The organism is Loigolactobacillus backii (assembly GCF_001663675.1).
GTDB classification, from domain to species: domain Bacteria; phylum Bacillota; class Bacilli; order Lactobacillales; family Lactobacillaceae; genus Loigolactobacillus; species Loigolactobacillus backii.
The window spans coordinates 1,367,779-1,383,572 of the sequence record NZ_CP014873.1; the positions used below are offsets into that span (position 1 = coordinate 1,367,779).

The following is a 15,794-nucleotide window of genomic DNA, read 5'->3' on the forward strand; positions in this document are numbered from 1 at the left end:
ATTAGGCAGTAATCAGTTAATTGTTTAAATTCGAAAATAGATTAAAAGTGGTCCCTTTATGGTTAGCCGATGAGATAGCATCATTCATCAGTTAACCATAAAGGCCTTTTTTATCTGCTTAGCGCTAACCAATACCAAGAAGGAGCAGCCGTTTTTCGGAGATTTTAAGACTTCAAATAAAATTACTGAAAATATTTGGCTTGCGTAATATGTCGTACCGACGTATACTTAATCAGTCGCTACGACATATAGGAGGCAAACATGTATGAATTATTGATTTTAGGTATTTTAAGAACGCATAAAATGTCGGGTTACAAGCTTGGCCAAGTGCTGGAGAGTAGCTTGGTACCGCGCCGTGTAATTTCGAATGGGGTTATGTACCCGTTACTTAATCGCCTCACAAAACAAGGCTATATTGAAGAGATAGCCAGCCAAGATGAGTCTCGAAATAAAAAAATGATGCAGATTACGGAATTAGGCAAACAGCGTTTTCAAGAATTAATGTTGCTACCTGTGGCAATGGATGCCAAACGTGAATCGATTTATCGCTTTAAATTTCGGGGAATGTCTGGGGTGGATATCGCAACGCAGCGGGTAATTCTGAATGAATACGCTACAGCAACGCAGACTGATTTGGATGTTTACCGGCATTTTCAGGCACATTTACAAGCCCAGCTAACGAATGAAGAACCCACAATTGCTGCTTCGTTTGAGGCGGGATTGCGGGCGCTAGATTTAAGTATTGCTATTTGTAAAACTAAACAGGATTGGATCAAGCAATATCAGGCTGATCTGGAACAAAAGGAGAATCTTAATGCAACAGAATGAGAGTAAAGTAAGACAGTGGATTGCACTGGCAGCAATGAGTTTAGGTGTTTTTATGGGTCTACTTGATGTGACTGTTGTTAATGTGGCACTACCAACAATGGTGCGCAGTTTTAAAACAACTTTTACTAATCTACAGTGGGTGTTGAACGCCTACACTTTGGTCTATGCAGTAACCTTGCTGATTATGTCAAAATTAGGCGATATGTACGGCCGTAAAAAGATCTTCCTCGGTTCATTAATTTTATTTGTAATCGCTTCGGCTGTAAACGGTATGGCACCAAGTTTGTTGGCCCTAGATATTGGCCGTGGGATCCAGGCAATTGGTGGCGCCGGAATGATGTCACTGTCAATGGCGCTAGTTGCCTCTAACTTTAGCGGGCGCAATCGTGGTTTGGCACTGGGTATTTTAGGTTCGATTATGGGAATCTCAACTGCTTCGGGACCACTGATCGGTGGTTACTTGGTCGATCATTTTGGTTGGTCGGCCATTTTTTACGTTAATGTACCATTTGGTATTTTGGCGGTGATCATGATAATTATTTTTGTCAAAGAAACACCAAGTTACGGTAAGAACCAACGAATTGATTTAGGTGGAATGCTCCTTTCGGCCGCTGGTTTGTTTGCCATTATTTATGGCTTGATTGTTAAAGAAAGTCGGCCCCATTTAAGTTGGGCAAGCATTCAGGTTAGTGGCTGGTTAGTAAGTGGTGTCATTTTATTGATTGTTTTTGTGATCGTTGAGCTGCACGTCGCTGATCCGATGGTTGACGTTAGCATGTTTAAGCGGCCCCATTTTATTGGTATTATCCTTGTCGCCTTTGTTTTAGGTGCAGGTCTCTACGCCTTCAACGCTTATTTAACACCGTTGATGCAAAATTACATTGGCTATTCGGCCATCCAAACTGGTGTCCGTCAATTAACCATCAGTGCGTGGTCATTAATTTTGGGCCCAATTGTTGGTATTCTGAGTTCGCGTTATTCTAAAAAATGGATGATTGTCATCAGTTTATTTATTGGTGGAGTTGGCTTTTTATTGATTGCTCGGGCAATCAGTCCTGGAGTCAGTTTTGTTGATCTGTGGCCCGGCATGGTTCTGATTGGGTTTACCAACGGGATGGTTAATCCGTTACTGAATACGACTGGTATGGAAGGCGTTATTCCTAGTGAAATGGGGATGGCCTCAGGGCTTTTAAATGTCTTCCGGCAATTGGGCACAACAGTTGGAGTTGTCGGTTTAGGTCTCATTCAAAATTCACAGTATGAAACTTATCTCAATGGCCATCTTGGTCGGATCAACATGCCTGTTGCAGCAATGAATGGTTTGAAACAGGCATTGATCAAGGCCGGACCATTTTCTGGTCATGGAATTGCTTTTTCTCATCGTGTCAGTCAAGCACCATTTGCCCAAGCGTTCCAGCATGTGGTGGTTAGGGCCTACGATAAAGGAATGGTTGCTGTGTGTGTAACTACAGCAGGAATTGTTATTTTTGGCGGTATCGGTTCTATGCTATTATTGCATAATCACGTTGCCGCGCCAGAAATCTCGGAGCGGCCAAAAAATCAATAAAAATGGTCTGGAAAGTCAGACCATCTTCAAATGGCAATTGAAAATGAATTTTAAATAATCGCTAAAATAAAGGTTCTCGCAAACAAAAGTGTGGTTACACTTCTGGCTGGGAGAACCTTTTATTAATTATTAGGTTATTTGGAAGACTAATGGTTACTGGAGTTAATTAAGATTGAGATATAAGCAATCAATTTGAATAAAAATTAATTTGAATAAAAATTAATTTAGCAATAGGCCGTGAATAGGGAAATAACTGTTTCAGCCACTATCTGGACTTTGGTTCACCTAAAATTGATCGTGGCAATAAAGTCGGTAATGATTTTCAATGGTGAAATAGACTCTAAAGTGTTTTTAAACACTAATTCACTTCATTGAATTGTTGGTGTGTTTGTAATTTAAATTCTACAGGCGCCTTACTGTTCAAAAGTTCTTCTGTCAGTTTAACCTTTGTAATTGTTTGGTCGGCGTAAGGTTGCATGTAAAATGTTGGTGTCGCCAAATTCATATAACCACGGTACTGTGTATAATCAAAGTCGCCATCTGCCTGAATCTTAAGTCCCTTTGGAATCTCAACGTTATTCAAAATGTGGGTCAAAGTATTGATAGCTGCGTCTGTATCCTTTGCAACCTCAGTATGTTGTCGGGTAAATGCAGTCCGAATAAAACGTGAAACGGACGTATAATCACCAGGTAGACCAAGTGCACCTGTTCCGGCGCCAAAGCCGTTGGCAACGAGCGTACCGTAGGATTTAGCACTGTGTAATGCAGGGTTTAATTGAACGTAGTTGTTTAAATTTTTTAAATGCCAATCGAATTCCGGCGAATTGGCCATTACACCGACTGGATTATCGATAATTTTTACCCCATCCGCTTGTTGCTCAATGACAACGCTAGCCCCAGTGTTATCGGCAACGATCCAGTGAAGGGGGACAACAATTTTTAAGAGACTATTGGGCACAGCCATAATGTTAACTTTTTCAAATTTCTTCTTTAAATCGGGAATGCTGGCTACATTACCCAAAATCCAGTTAAGGACTTCGTGAGAAGCAAGGTTAGTTGCACCATTTTGGGGCTGGTCAGCATAAACTGATTCGTTGAAGTATAAGGCCGCCGCACCAACTCCTTTTTCGTTGACGCCATCCACGAGGATATAACCGTTTAGATTTCGGCCTGCACCGACAAAACCGTAGTTAGTAGTAAAACCTTCTGCAGAAGCATCGCTTGTAAAATGATGCCGGCGGGGGATCGCCACCGGCCGGCCACCTAGTTCAAATCCGAAATCCATTGTTCGTGCTAAAAACCAATCATCATTGGCATTTTTGTAAGTTAGACTTGTACACACGCTGCATCACGCTCCCTAATAATTTGTTTAAGTTTAGCACGCAAAATCAATATAAAAAAGTCCTTACCTTATGCTGGCCCATGATGGTTGGACAATTAGATCGACTGAGCGTCGGTTTTTATGATCAAATTGAATGGTTGGGTTTGTTTATTTTTAAGCCAACTAATTAGTTGCGCACGCAAGTATTATGGTACATAATGTATTTTACCTGCAAGGAGGCGAAACTTTGTCAGAATCACGTGAAAATTCAATTCATAAATGGCTGCTAATTGCCGGCCGCCAAGTTAGTCGGCAGCTTGATCGGCAATTGGCCAGGATTGGACTTAGTACCAGCCAGTATTTTTATATTCTAAAGATCCATGATCATCCGGGACTAACGCAGAAGGCTCTGGGGGCAACAGAGTTTATTGATCCTAGCAATGTCACGCGGGCAGTTAAACAACTTATTGATCAAGGTTTGATTGAACGACGTCAGAATTCACAGGATAAGCGAGCCTATCAACTTGCTTTAACTGCTAAAGGAAAAGCAATCTATCCACAAATTCTTCAGATTCTTGATGCTGAGGAAGTTGCGTTAACTAAGATCGTTACAGCACAAAAAAATAGTTCTGATCGGCAAAATTTTGTTAATGCCTTGCGCAGTATGAGTCGGATACCAGATAAGCGGGACGATCGTTAAGCTATGCCTTTGTGTTTTTAGTAAATAAATTAGAGGAGCTAACATTTTGAAAATAATTACAGTCGAAGAGCATTTTGATACACCAGCCAATATTAAGCAGTTTAACGCCTATTCAAAAGTGAAAAATAATAATCCGCAGCAAGAGAAGTTAAGCGCAGTTTTAACTAATTTCGACAAACGGATTGAATATATGGATAAGTATGGTATCGATATGCAAGTGATTTCTGACGCCGGTAATTCACCACAAGTATTACCTGATGAACTTACAGTGGATGCCTGTCGCGCGCAAAATGATACGTTGGCGGAAGCGGTAGCAGCACATTCGGATCGTTTAGCCGGTTTAGCCGCCTTACCAGTTAACGTGCCTGATGCCGCGGCTAAAGAACTTGAAAGGGCCGTTAAAACACTTGGCCTGAAAGGCGCAATAATTAGTGGCACGGTGGACGGTCAGTTTTTGGACGATCCGAAATTTGAACCAATTTTTGCTATGGCTGCTAAATTAGATGTGCCATTGTATTTGCATCCCGGTGTCATTAAGGACGAACAAAAGGCAATTTTATACGACAGTAAAGCATACTCACCCGCACTTGCCACATTTATGGGCGGTGCTGCTTGGGGCTGGCACATGGAACAAGGTGTTCAAATGGTGCGTTTAATCATTTCCGGTTTACTGGAAAAATACCCCAATCTTAAATTAGCTTCTGGTCATTGGGGCGAGTTTGTGCCAATGTTCATGGAACGACTAAGTGAGTTTTTACCTTTCTCTGGTTTAGATCTACCACACTCATTTGAGTACTACTACAAGCGTAACGTCTACGTGACGCCATCGGGTATGTTTACTGATCCACAACTGAAATTAGTACTTACTGAGATGGGCGCCGATCATTTAATGTATTCGGAGGATTATCCGTACATTAATCGCAAAGACAAAGTTGGCCAATTCATCACTCAGGCCGACCTCAGTGACCAGGAACGTGAGCAATTTGCCCACGGAACGGCCGAAAAATTGTTTAAACTATAAAGTATTTCGAGAAAAATATTTTCGAAAATTAGGCGATGCTTACCACTAAAAATGGACATTGCGTGTTTACTTTCAGTTAAGGAGGTAAATAACGTAGTGTCCATTTTAGATTAATACGCTATCTGCAAATAATATGAATCAATAAAGCAGGTAAGAAACGCCAAATTTTATGTGTAATTATAAAAATCATTCTTTTTTTAAAGTAACTTAATTTTTTATGACTGCGTTGGTCAAATTTGTCATTGTAATTCAGAATGATGTTTATCAAACGCTCCCCCAACAATTTTTGGTTCTCTATAAATCACTAACCAATAATTATTTAAACACGTGAAATGTATTTGAATAAAACAAGAATAAGTAATATCATATGTTTATGACAATAGAACAAAGAGATTTAAAAATGGCTGAAATATTTAAAGTATTATCGGATGCAAATCGACTTCAAATGATTAGAATTTTGTATCAAAGTGGTAGCGAGATGACATGCGGGGAGGTTGGCAAAAAACTTGAAGTGAGTAAATCAACCGTTTCTTACCACTTCAAGGTTTTAAGATCAGTTGGTTTAACAAACACGAGACAAGAGGCACAAAGTAAATTTCTGTCACTTAATTTAAATACATTCAAGGAATACTTACCTGGCTTTTTAAGTTCGCTTTAAAAGCCAGTTTATTTTTAGCTATTAGTTCTATGACTATCGAACAAAAAAGAAGGAGAAAGATTTGAAAGTAAATCAGGATTCAAAACTATTAATGATCATGACTGCCATTTTTGTAGCAACATTTATGACATCGGTTGAAACAACTATTGTTACTACAGCATTACCCACAATTATTAGCAAATTGAATGGATTATCGCTACAAAGTTGGGTGTTTGCGATGTATCTTCTTACCACAGCCGTGAGGACACCAATTTATGGTAAATTAGCAGATCGTAGTGGTAGAAAACAAATTTTTATTAGCGGACTAATTGTTTTTTCCGTTGGCTCTTTTTTATGTGGGATTTCGACCAATATTTATGAATTGATTTTGTTTAGAGCAGTCCAAGGTATTGGTTCTGGCGCAATTATGCCAATCACATTTACGATAATTGCCGATTTGTTTACTTATGAAAAGCGGTCGACAATGTTAGCATTAAATAATACAGCATGGGGAATTTCTGCGTTGCTAGGCCCATTAATCGGTGGGTTTATTGTTGATCAGTTAAACTGGCACTGGATTTTCTTTATTAATGTACCATTAGGTGTAGTTGTCCTGATTTTAGTTATATTTGGGTTTAAAGAGCAACCGCGTAAAAGTGAAAAAAGGCCGATTGATTTTAAAGGGATTTTTAGTTTATCAGGATCATTAGTTTTTTTGCTATTATTATTTCAGATATTAGGGAATCAACGGGTGAAGTTATCAGTTATTGGCGCCATGGCGGCCTTCTTTTTGGCCTTTCTTTATTTGTTTTGCAGAGCAGAAAAAGATGCTCAAGATCCCATTATTCCGTTAACTTTATTTAAAAACCAATTATTTACAATTCAAATAGCAACTGCACTTTTACTAAGTGGCATTCAAATAGGTTTTCAAACCTATTTTCCGATATGGTTACAATCAATTTATAAAGTGTCTGCTTCGGTGGCTGGACTTGCGGTAACACCTAGTCCAGTTTTATGGTTAATTAGTTCATTTTTTGTCGGTGCATTGGTTAGGCGATTTGCGCCAAAACGAATTACAGGTCCCATTATTTTAATTCAGTTACTGTTTTATGTGCCTTTAGTAATTGCAGGTGTTAAATTCCCAATGCCGCTATTTTACATTATTGCTGGCGTTACCGGTGCCGGTCTGGGCATCATAATTACTATGAATACCTTGATCTCGCAAAGAGTAGTACCTGGCAACAACGTTGGTACGGCCTCTTCAATGTTAACTTTGGGAAGAACGTTGGGCCAAACGATCATGACGGGCGTGTTTGGCCTAATTTTTAATTTATCAATTAATCGATCATTAATGACACATCAAAATGTGAATCTTGTGCAGGTAAATAAGTTTATTAGTTCCACACAAAAGAATAATGTAAGTTCTAATTCGGTTATAACGATGGAAAATATTATTGTGGGTGGTATGCATCATATATTTGCGGCCGTATTAATTTTATTTGTGCTGATTTTATTACTTAATATCTCAGATAAAAACAAATACGCCATTAATTAATGGGAGCCAGTAGCGCGTTATTCAAATATGTTATTTAATAAAACAAAAATAAAGCACTTGCTATGAAGTGTACTTCAAGGTTTAAAATAACCTTGGTAGATAAAATAAGTTTAGGAGATGTTTCTTTGAAAGCAGCGGTATTTATTGAACCTGGCAAAATGGCAGTTCAAGAAGTCGAAAAACCTAAAATTGAAAAGGCAACTGACGCCGTTATTCGTATTGTTAGAGCGTGTGTCTGTGGCTCTGATTTATGGTGGTATCGTGGAATTGCAAAACGTGATCCGAATTCGTTAGTCGGTCATGAAGCAATTGGTGTTGTTGAAGAAGTTGGTGCCGAAGTGACTGACATTAAAGTTGGTGATTTTGTGATCGCACCATTTACACATGGCTGTGGTCATTGTGCTGCGTGCTTGGCTGGTTTTGATGGCGACTGTATGAACCAAGAGGCAGGTGGAAATTCTGGCTATCAAGGGGAGTACCTACGTTTTGTTAACGCAAATTGGGCCTTAGTCAAAGTTCCTGGTGATCCTAAATCTTATTCCGATGCGATGTTAAACTCACTGTTAACCTTGGCCGATGTTATGGCAACTGGTTATCATGCAGCTGCAAGTGCCGAAGTTAAAAAAGGTGATACAGTCGTTGTTATGGGCGATGGCGCGGTTGGCCTATGTGGCGTGATTGCCGCCAAGTTACGTGGTGCTAAGCGTATTATTGCAATGAGTCGGCATGAAGATCGGCAAAAGCTTGCTCGTGAGTTTGGTGCAACCGATATTGTCCCGGAACGTGGTGCTGAAGCGGTTGAAAAGGTTATGAAATTGACGGATGGTGGTGCTGATGCCGTCCTTGAATGTGTCGGAACAGAACAATCAGTTGCGACAGCAGTTAAAGTTGGGCGCCCGGGAGCCATTATTGGCCGGGTAGGGGTTCCGCAAAAGGCTGAAATGAATACCAATGATCTTTTCTGGCGAAATATTGGATTACGCGGTGGTATTGCCTCGGTAACTACTTATGATAAGAACGTGTTACTGGATGCCGTACTAAGTGGCAAAATTAATCCAGGCAAGGTGTTTACTAAACGGTTTGACCTTGATCATATTCAGGCCGCCTATGAAGCAATGGATCAGCGAACGGCCATCAAGTCGTTGATTACGGTTAGTGAAGTTTAAAATTAAAAACGAGACCGGGAAAAGGCAACTTTTTCGACTCAATTTTTTAGTCTTACGACTATTTTTGAAGATGTGATTCATAGAATGAATTATTCTCTGAATATGATTAAGACTGGAAAATCTGAAATGTTTGTTGGCTTAAATTTTCAGTGACTTTTACCACTTTGATTTATTTGTTAACCTGGCAAATAGATCTTCCTATATTTGGTGTAGGGGTTGAATAGATCAGTATTGTTAATGATTTGAGCCAATAATTTGCAGTGATAGAACCAACTCTAAGCTTTTTTAGACAAATGTAACGATAAATTTCAAATTAATGCTAAAGAAAAAATGATCTAGTGAAAATATCACTGGGTCATTTTTTGATTGATAAACGAAATGGCCTAATCTAAGATTATTTGGGGCCGGATTAAATTTTGACTTTTACTGTATGTTAGGTGGAGAAACAATGATTATCTGAAGAAGATGGGTTCAAATAACGGATACTTCAGTTAATCCGTCTCGATTTACTTTCTGGATATGGTTTTATTGGTATTAACCAGTTAGACTAACAACATAACATTCAAACGATTAAACCAATAGATTTAGGGATGGCGAATTATTGATGAATAAAGAAATGGCGTTAGAAAGAATTAAACAGGGCTTTCTGCAGTCACAGGCTATGTTGTTGGCTTTAGGGGATGAGAATCGCCAATTAATTATTGTGGCGTTGTTACAAGTGGGGTGTACAGGAACTCGAGTTGGCACTTTAACAGCAGAAACTCATTTATCACGGCCTGCAATTTCGCACCATTTAAAAATATTAAAAGTGGCTGGGTTAGTGACCTTACGTAAGGTGGGGACTAAACACTATTACGCAGTAAATCCCAGTGCTAATTTTGCTGTTTTGCAAAGTACCACTGCCGTGATTCAGCAATTAGCCCAGGAGGAAATAAATGAATAAAATGATGCAGGCCATGCAGATTAAAACATACGGCCAAGTACCAGTGCAGTTGGTATCAGTTCCGGTACCGGCAATTGAACCAACCGATGTTTTGGTGGCAGTTAAGGCTGCCGGGGTAAATCCAATCGATTTTAAAACGCGAAACGGAGAAGTTAAGTTGCTGGCTAAACACCAAATGCCTTTGACGTTAGGCCATGAATTTGCTGGTGTAATTGTTAAAGTGGGTGGCCAGGTCAAACAGTTTAAAGTTGGGGATGAGGTTTATGGTCGGCCACGGGATTCGCGAATTGGAACGTTTGCCGAATATTTAGCAGTGGATACTGGTGACATTGCGCTAAAACCACAGAATTTATCATTCATTGAGGCGGCAGGTTTACCGTTGGTTGGTTTGACCAGCTATCAGGCATTGGTAGATATTGCCCACATCCAGGCCGGCCAAAAAATTCTGATTCAGGCCGGTGCTGGGGGTGTAGGTTCAATTGCCATCCAATTGGCCAAAAGTTTAGGCGCTTACGTTGCTACTACGGCCAGTCCCACCAGCACAGTGTTAGTGAAACGATTTGGCGCGGATAAGGTGATTAATTATCATCAGCAAGATTTCAGTCAAGTATTACATGGCTATGATCTGGTTTTCGATACTTTAGGTCACACCAATTTAAAGAAGGCCTTTCGTATTTTAAAATCAGGTGGTCGGATTGTTTCAGTTAGTGGATTACCCAATGCCCGCTTTGCCCGCCAAACACACCGCAGTTGGCGGAAAGCAGTACTTTTCGGCCTGGCGACGTTAAACTTAACTTGGTGGGAGCAAAAATATCACGTTCGCTATGATTTTTTGTTTATGAAAGCCAATGGGGCAGAGTTGGCCAAACTGACAAATTTAATTGAACAGGGTAAGATTAAACCGCTGGTCGACCAAGTATTTCCACTGGCGAAAACGCAGGCAGCACTAGATTATTCAGAAAAAGGTCGGGCCCACGGCAAAATTATTGTGAAAGTGGCTGATTAGGCGTTGAATTACTTCAATTTAAAATACGTCCAAAATTTCAGTAGAAAAACATTTTTATGCTTCAAAGTCGTATAATGACCTTATTAATAAGATGATGAGAGGTAAATTTATGACAGAATTAACTCGTTTTTACAATACGTTTCAACCAAGCCACTATAATATTTTTTTGGATATTAACCGTGAAAGCAAACAATATACTGGTAAGACAACGATCACCGGTGACGCCAAAACACAAACAATTGCCGTGCACCAAAAAGATTTAACGATCGAGTCCGTGCAAGTAGACGGGCAAAACAGACCTTTTACGATTGATGCCAAGGCCGATGCCGTTCGAATTGAGCTGGCAAATACAGGTGATGTGACGTTAACAATCACTTATAAGGCGGCGTTAACGGATTCTATGATGGGCATTTATCCGTCCTATTACGAATTAAACGGGGTAAAGAAACAAATTATCGGGACCCAGTTTGAAACTAATTTTGCCCGGCAAGCTTTTCCGTGTATTGATGAACCGGAAGCTAAGGCAACCTTTGCTTTAGCCATCAAATTCGATGAACATCCTGGTGAAACAATCATTAGCAATATGCCAGAAGTTCGGAATGAAAATGGGATTCACTATTTTGATACAACGGTGCGAATGTCAACGTACCTGATTGCTTTTGCCTTTGGTGAGTTGCAAAGTAAACAAACAACTACTAAAAGTGGTGTGCAAGTTGGTGTTTTTGCAACCAAGGCACATCAAGCCAATGAATTAGATTTTGCGTTGGATATTGCTAAACGTTCAATTGAATTTTATGAAGATTTCTATCAAACGCCATATCCGTTACCACACTCTTGGCAATTGGCTTTACCAGACTTTTCGGCCGGAGCGATGGAAAATTGGGGCTTAGTAACTTACCGCGAGGCGTATCTATTACTTGATCCGGAAAATACGGCGCTGGATATGAAACAACTCATTGCAACGGTAATTGCCCACGAGTTGGCCCATCAATGGTTTGGTGATTTGGTCACGATGAAATGGTGGGATGATCTATGGTTAAACGAAAGTTTTGCCAATATGATGGAATATGTTGCCATTGATGCGCTTGAACCAGATTGGCATATCTGGGAAATGTTCCAGACCTCAGAGGCCTCGGCCGCCTTACAACGAGATGCCATTGATGGCGTGCAGTCAGTGCACGTTCAAGTTGAGAACCCAGCAGAAATTGATGCGTTATTTGATAGTGCAATTGTTTACGCAAAAGGGGCACGGATGTTGGTCATGGTACGGGCCTTAATCGGTGATGATGCGCTACGTGCCGGATTAAAAGATTACCTTGGAACTCATAAGTATAACAACGCAACTGGCGCCGATCTATGGTCTGCTTTAGGAGCAGCATCTAAGATGGATTTAGGCACCATTATGAAATCATGGTTGGAACAACCTGGCTATCCAGTAGTGACCGCGGCGGTTGTTGCTGGTAAATTGACTTTAACCCAACAACAATTTTTCAGTGGCAAAGGTCAGGAAGTTGGCCGAAAGTGGCAAATCCCGTTGAACAGTAATTATGCTGCTGCACCGGCAATAATGGCCGAAAAGACTTTAGCGGTTGGGGACTACGCACAATTACGGGCGGCTAATGGCAAGCCGTTCCGCTTAAATTTAGGTAATAATTCACACTTCATCGTTAAATACGATCGTACATTATTGGCAGATATTTTGAACAATCTTACGCCATTGGACGCTATTTCACAGTTGCAAGTATTACAGGATCTCCGTTTACTAGCGGAAGGACGCCAAATAGCATACGCTGATATCGTGCCGCTGCTGGCCCGGTTTGCGGACAGTCATTCGAACGTCGTCAATGCTGCCTTATACCAAGTTGCAAGTAATTTGAAGAAATTCGTAACGCCTAATTCTGCTGAAGAAAAGGATCTGCAGGCTTTCTTTAACCAATTAAGTAGTGCGCAAGTTGCGCGTTTGGGGTGGACACCTAAGGCTAGTGAAGTAAATGATGATCAGCTAACGCGGCCAGTTGTTTTAAACGCGGCGTTATACGCACAAAATAAAAATGCAGTTAAAACGGCACATGATTTATTCACGGCCAATAAGGATCACCTTGCAACTTTACCGGCTGCGACGCGGGTTTTCATTTTGAAAAATGAGGTCAAAAATTTTGGTAGTGCCGAATTATTCAATCAACTGTTAGCAGCGTACCGGCAAACCGCTGATGGGAGTTATAAGTCAGATTTGTGTGCGGCTTTAACAAGTACACCTGATGCGACGTTAATTGCACAGCTAATTGAAAAATTTGAAGATGCAGACACGATTAAGCCACAAGATTTGCGTGCTTGGTTCCGTGGCGTTTTGGCAACTAATGAGGGTGAACAGGCTGCCTGGGACTGGATTCGCCGTGATTGGCAGTGGTTAGAAGAGACTGTTGGTGGTGATATGGAATTCACCACGTACATCACCGTTATTGCTAGTATTTTCCGGACGCCTGAACGTTTGGCTGAATTCAAAGCCTTCTTTGAACCTAAGTTAAACACGCCTGGGTTAACCCGGGAAATCACGATGGATACCAAAATGATTGAAAGTCGCGTTGATTTAATTGAGGCAGAGAAGGATGCCGTCAATGCGGCCATTACTAAAATTATTCGGTAGTTTACTCACTTAATAAGGAAGCTTATAGATTATGGTATATAAATATTGTCCCACTTGCGGTACAAGGCTAACTAAGAAAATGGCCGGCGATGATGGGTTAACGCCATTTTGTCCAAACTGTGAGCGTTACTGGTTTCCGACCTTTTCGGATTGCGTGATTGTTCTAGTTGCAAATGAACTTAACGAGATTGTTTTGGCAAAGATGCCTTATTTATCACATCAATATGCTTCGTTGATTTCTGGTTACATGCAGCCAGGCGAGTCCGCCGAAACAAGTGCAAAACGGGAAGTTGAAGAGGAACTGGGCATTACTTTGGGCAACATTGAATACGCAGGGACTTACTGGTTTGGAAAAAGTGAGGCCTTGATGCACGGTTTTATTAGTCGGACGACCAATCAGGATTTGAAATTGTCTAGGGAGTTAGCCTCTGCAAAATGGGTTTCGGTTAGTGAAGCACCTAAATATATGTTTCCCGATAGTCCCGGTAATGCGGCCGCGGCGGTTTACCGTAAATTTGTTCACGAAATTGCTAGTCAACAGACTAATCGTTAGGCTTATGGGCAATGGTTTAAAATTTTATTGTAAAAGTATATCTAATTAAGCGTGAAAAAGGAGCCAAACGAGTTAGTTCTTTGTCTAACTCATTTGGCTCCTTTTTGTGTAGATTTTATGTTTGACTATTTTTTAGATTCAGAGTTAACGATCTTCAAATCAATGCAAAAGGTCGTATTTTAATAAGGTATCAACTGTGGCCAAAATGGTAGTTTCATTATTACTTAGTGGTTGCCAGCCCAATACTTGTTTAGCCTTTTGATTACTAACGTTGCGGTTGATATCCAAGAAGAACTTGCCTTCTTGTGCTTGCTTATTGACCAATGCGCCAGTCTGAATTATCCAATCGGGCAGCACTTTTGTGGAAATTTGGTTGGCAAGTTGCGGCCGCTTTTGTCTGATCAGGGCACCAATTTCGGGTAGTGAAATTTGGCCATCTTCACTAGCAATGAATCGCTGGCCCTTAGCCTGAGGAGTGATCATTGCCCGGATGTGCAGATCAACAACATCCCGAACATCAACAACATTTAAGGGAATGTTAGGTATTCTTTTAAGTGACCCATCGATTAGGTTTTTGATCAAACCAAAGCTGTCGGAAACGTGCTCGTTGAGCACTGAACCTAAAATGGCCACGGGATTAACAGTTGTAAATTCAAGCTTACTGTTTGCAGTTTTGAGGTATTGCCAGGCTGCTTTTTCAGCAAGTAATTTTGATTTTTCGTAGGCGGACAGGCCTTTTTCGTTTGGGTTCGTCCAATCTGCTTCAGTAGTTAATGACTGTTTATCTTTATTGCTGAAACCAATGGCGCCAAAATTGGCGGTCATAACAACACGTTTGACGTGAGCAGTTTGGGCCTGTTTAAGAATTCGTAAAATACCTTCCGTCGCACCATTTTTATTCTTTGAACTAGCCGAAAACATGGGTGAAGCGACACTTAAAACGTAGGTCACGTTGTGCATTGCCTCTTCCCAACCAGCATCACTTGTTAGGTCGGCCTTCACAAAACTTAATTTTTCAAGATTGATAACGCTATTGGCCTTGAGTGTATTGATAACCGTTGCTTTCTTTTCTAAACTACGCAAAGTTGCCCGTACACTGTAGCCCTGTTTTAAAAGTTGCAGAATAAGTTGCATGCTTAAAAAGCCATTACCACCAGTTACTAAGACGTTATTATTCATCGTTGCCTCCATATGATTGCTTAATTGTTGTTATTTGTTCATAATGATCACAGTAAACTATCGACAATACTCTAGGGCAAGAATAAATCATTAAAAGTTTAGGAAAAGAGTTGGCATATGACTTATACAATTAAAGAAGTGGCACAGAAGGTGGGTTTATCAATTTATACACTAAGATTTTATGATAAGCAGGGTCTGTTGCCATTTGTTATGCGAAATGCGGCTGGTTACCGCACCTTTACGGACTCGGATCTTAGCATTATCCATACGATTTGCTACCTAAAAAATACAGATATGAAGATTAGTGATATTCGGCAATATATTGATTATGTGATGGTTGGGCCGGCCACAATTGATAAAAGAGCCAAGTTGCTTTCAGAACAACGCAATAAAGTGTTGGCCAAACAAAAGCAATTGACCGAAAGCCTGGGGGAAATTGACTATAAGCTTAATATTTATAATTCTCCAGAAGCCGAACAAATCATCAAACAAGCAAGAGCATACGTCAAAAATGAAAAACAACTTAGTGACCATTTTTAGTTGTAGAGTAAAGGGCGCACGTTCTAGAGAGTGTTTGGAAAAGCACCAAGGAGCACAGTTATGGACTTTATAACTGTGTTCCTTGGCGCTTCAATTTGTCTCAGTCACTGTAGAAAGCTGCCTTTCAAACACGT

Annotated in this window: 14 protein-coding genes; 12 read left to right on the plus strand and 2 right to left on the minus strand. The window is 40.5% G+C overall.

Annotation, left to right across the window (positions count from 1 at the left end; translation table 11 throughout):
* Positions 1 to 261: 261 nt before the first annotated feature.
* Complete coding sequence (locus AYR53_RS05950; RefSeq protein WP_068225517.1) at positions 262 to 828, plus strand: PadR family transcriptional regulator; 567 nt, start codon at positions 262 to 264, stop codon at positions 826 to 828.
* Positions 815 to 2,395, plus strand: coding sequence for an MFS transporter (locus AYR53_RS05955; RefSeq protein WP_068225516.1), 1,581 nt, complete (start codon positions 815 to 817; stop codon positions 2,393 to 2,395). Before AYR53_RS05950 ends, AYR53_RS05955 begins: the two co-directional genes overlap by 14 nt.
* 358 nt (positions 2,396 to 2,753) lie before the next feature.
* Here the strand turns inward: AYR53_RS05955 and AYR53_RS05960 are convergent, their stop codons facing one another.
* Positions 2,754 to 3,737 (minus strand): choloylglycine hydrolase family protein, encoded by a 984-nt coding sequence (locus tag AYR53_RS05960; protein WP_068225515.1) that lies wholly within the window; start codon positions 3,735 to 3,737, stop codon positions 2,754 to 2,756.
* Between the two features lie 226 nt (positions 3,738 to 3,963).
* Between AYR53_RS05960 and AYR53_RS05965 the strand changes: the two genes are divergently transcribed.
* From AYR53_RS05965 to AYR53_RS06005, 9 genes are all read left to right on the plus strand, one after another.
* Positions 3,964 to 4,416 (plus strand): MarR family winged helix-turn-helix transcriptional regulator, encoded by a 453-nt coding sequence (locus tag AYR53_RS05965; RefSeq protein ID WP_068478781.1) that lies wholly within the window; start codon positions 3,964 to 3,966, stop codon positions 4,414 to 4,416.
* 46 nt (positions 4,417 to 4,462) lie between these two features.
* Positions 4,463 to 5,437 (plus strand): amidohydrolase family protein, encoded by a 975-nt coding sequence (locus AYR53_RS05970; RefSeq protein WP_068225513.1) that lies wholly within the window; start codon positions 4,463 to 4,465, stop codon positions 5,435 to 5,437.
* A gap of 373 nt (positions 5,438 to 5,810) precedes the next feature.
* Positions 5,811 to 6,095, plus strand: a complete 285-nt coding sequence (locus AYR53_RS05975) for an ArsR/SmtB family transcription factor (RefSeq protein WP_068226254.1) — start codon at positions 5,811 to 5,813, stop codon at positions 6,093 to 6,095.
* Between the two features lie 91 nt (positions 6,096 to 6,186).
* Positions 6,187 to 7,629 carry an MFS transporter gene (locus AYR53_RS05980; protein ID WP_068477280.1) on the plus strand — a complete coding sequence of 481 codons (1,443 nt, stop codon included), beginning with the start codon at positions 6,187 to 6,189 and terminating at the stop codon, positions 7,627 to 7,629.
* Positions 7,630 to 7,754: 125 nt separating this feature from the next.
* Positions 7,755 to 8,795: a zinc-dependent alcohol dehydrogenase family protein gene (locus AYR53_RS05985; RefSeq protein WP_068281158.1), complete on the plus strand. Its 1,041-nt coding sequence runs from the start codon at positions 7,755 to 7,757 to the stop codon at positions 8,793 to 8,795.
* 604 nt (positions 8,796 to 9,399) lie between these two features.
* On the plus strand, positions 9,400 to 9,738 hold the full coding sequence (locus tag AYR53_RS05990; protein WP_068225511.1) for an ArsR/SmtB family transcription factor: 339 nt from the start codon (positions 9,400 to 9,402) through the stop codon (positions 9,736 to 9,738).
* A 1-nt stretch (position 9,739) separates the two neighbouring features.
* Complete coding sequence (locus AYR53_RS05995; RefSeq protein ID WP_202971684.1) at positions 9,740 to 10,744, plus strand: NADP-dependent oxidoreductase; 1,005 nt, start codon at positions 9,740 to 9,742, stop codon at positions 10,742 to 10,744.
* A 109-nt stretch (positions 10,745 to 10,853) separates the two neighbouring features.
* Positions 10,854 to 13,388: a M1 family metallopeptidase gene (locus AYR53_RS06000; RefSeq protein WP_068281157.1), complete on the plus strand. Its 2,535-nt coding sequence runs from the start codon at positions 10,854 to 10,856 to the stop codon at positions 13,386 to 13,388.
* A gap of 31 nt (positions 13,389 to 13,419) precedes the next feature.
* The gene (locus AYR53_RS06005) at positions 13,420 to 13,941 is read left to right on the plus strand and encodes an NUDIX domain-containing protein (protein WP_068281156.1); all 522 of its coding nucleotides are present in this window, start codon (positions 13,420 to 13,422) and stop codon (positions 13,939 to 13,941) included.
* A 159-nt stretch (positions 13,942 to 14,100) separates the two neighbouring features.
* Here the strand turns inward: AYR53_RS06005 and AYR53_RS06010 are convergent, their stop codons facing one another.
* Entirely contained in the window at positions 14,101 to 15,120 is a 1,020-nt protein-coding gene (locus AYR53_RS06010; protein ID WP_068281154.1) for an NAD-dependent epimerase/dehydratase family protein, read from the minus strand.
* Positions 15,121 to 15,237: 117 nt separating this feature from the next.
* Between AYR53_RS06010 and AYR53_RS06015 the strand changes: the two genes are divergently transcribed.
* Positions 15,238 to 15,660, plus strand: coding sequence for a MerR family transcriptional regulator (locus AYR53_RS06015; protein ID WP_068281152.1), 423 nt, complete (start codon positions 15,238 to 15,240; stop codon positions 15,658 to 15,660).
* The last annotated feature ends 134 nt before the right edge of the window (positions 15,661 to 15,794 follow it).

Excerpts from the sequence above, each read along its gene's own strand:
- AYR53_RS05950 (WP_068225517.1), top strand. The coding sequence starts at position 262 with ATGTATGAATTATTGATTTTAGGTATTTTAAGAACGCATAAAATGTCG.
- AYR53_RS05990 (WP_068225511.1), top strand. The coding sequence starts at position 9,400 with ATGAATAAAGAAATGGCGTTAGAAAGAATTAAACAGGGCTTTCTGCAG.
- AYR53_RS05980 (WP_068477280.1), top strand. The coding sequence starts at position 6,187 with ATGATCATGACTGCCATTTTTGTAGCAACATTTATGACATCGGTTGAA.
- AYR53_RS06005 (WP_068281156.1), top strand. The coding sequence starts at position 13,420 with ATGGTATATAAATATTGTCCCACTTGCGGTACAAGGCTAACTAAGAAA.
- AYR53_RS06010 (WP_068281154.1), bottom strand. The coding sequence starts at position 15,120 with ATGAATAATAACGTCTTAGTAACTGGTGGTAATGGCTTTTTAAGCATG.
- AYR53_RS05955 (WP_068225516.1), top strand. The coding sequence starts at position 815 with ATGCAACAGAATGAGAGTAAAGTAAGACAGTGGATTGCACTGGCAGCA.
- AYR53_RS06000 (WP_068281157.1), top strand. The coding sequence starts at position 10,854 with ATGACAGAATTAACTCGTTTTTACAATACGTTTCAACCAAGCCACTAT.
- AYR53_RS05975 (WP_068226254.1), top strand. The coding sequence starts at position 5,811 with ATGACAATAGAACAAAGAGATTTAAAAATGGCTGAAATATTTAAAGTA.
- AYR53_RS05995 (WP_202971684.1), top strand. The coding sequence starts at position 9,740 with ATGATGCAGGCCATGCAGATTAAAACATACGGCCAAGTACCAGTGCAG.
- AYR53_RS06015 (WP_068281152.1), top strand. The coding sequence starts at position 15,238 with ATGACTTATACAATTAAAGAAGTGGCACAGAAGGTGGGTTTATCAATT.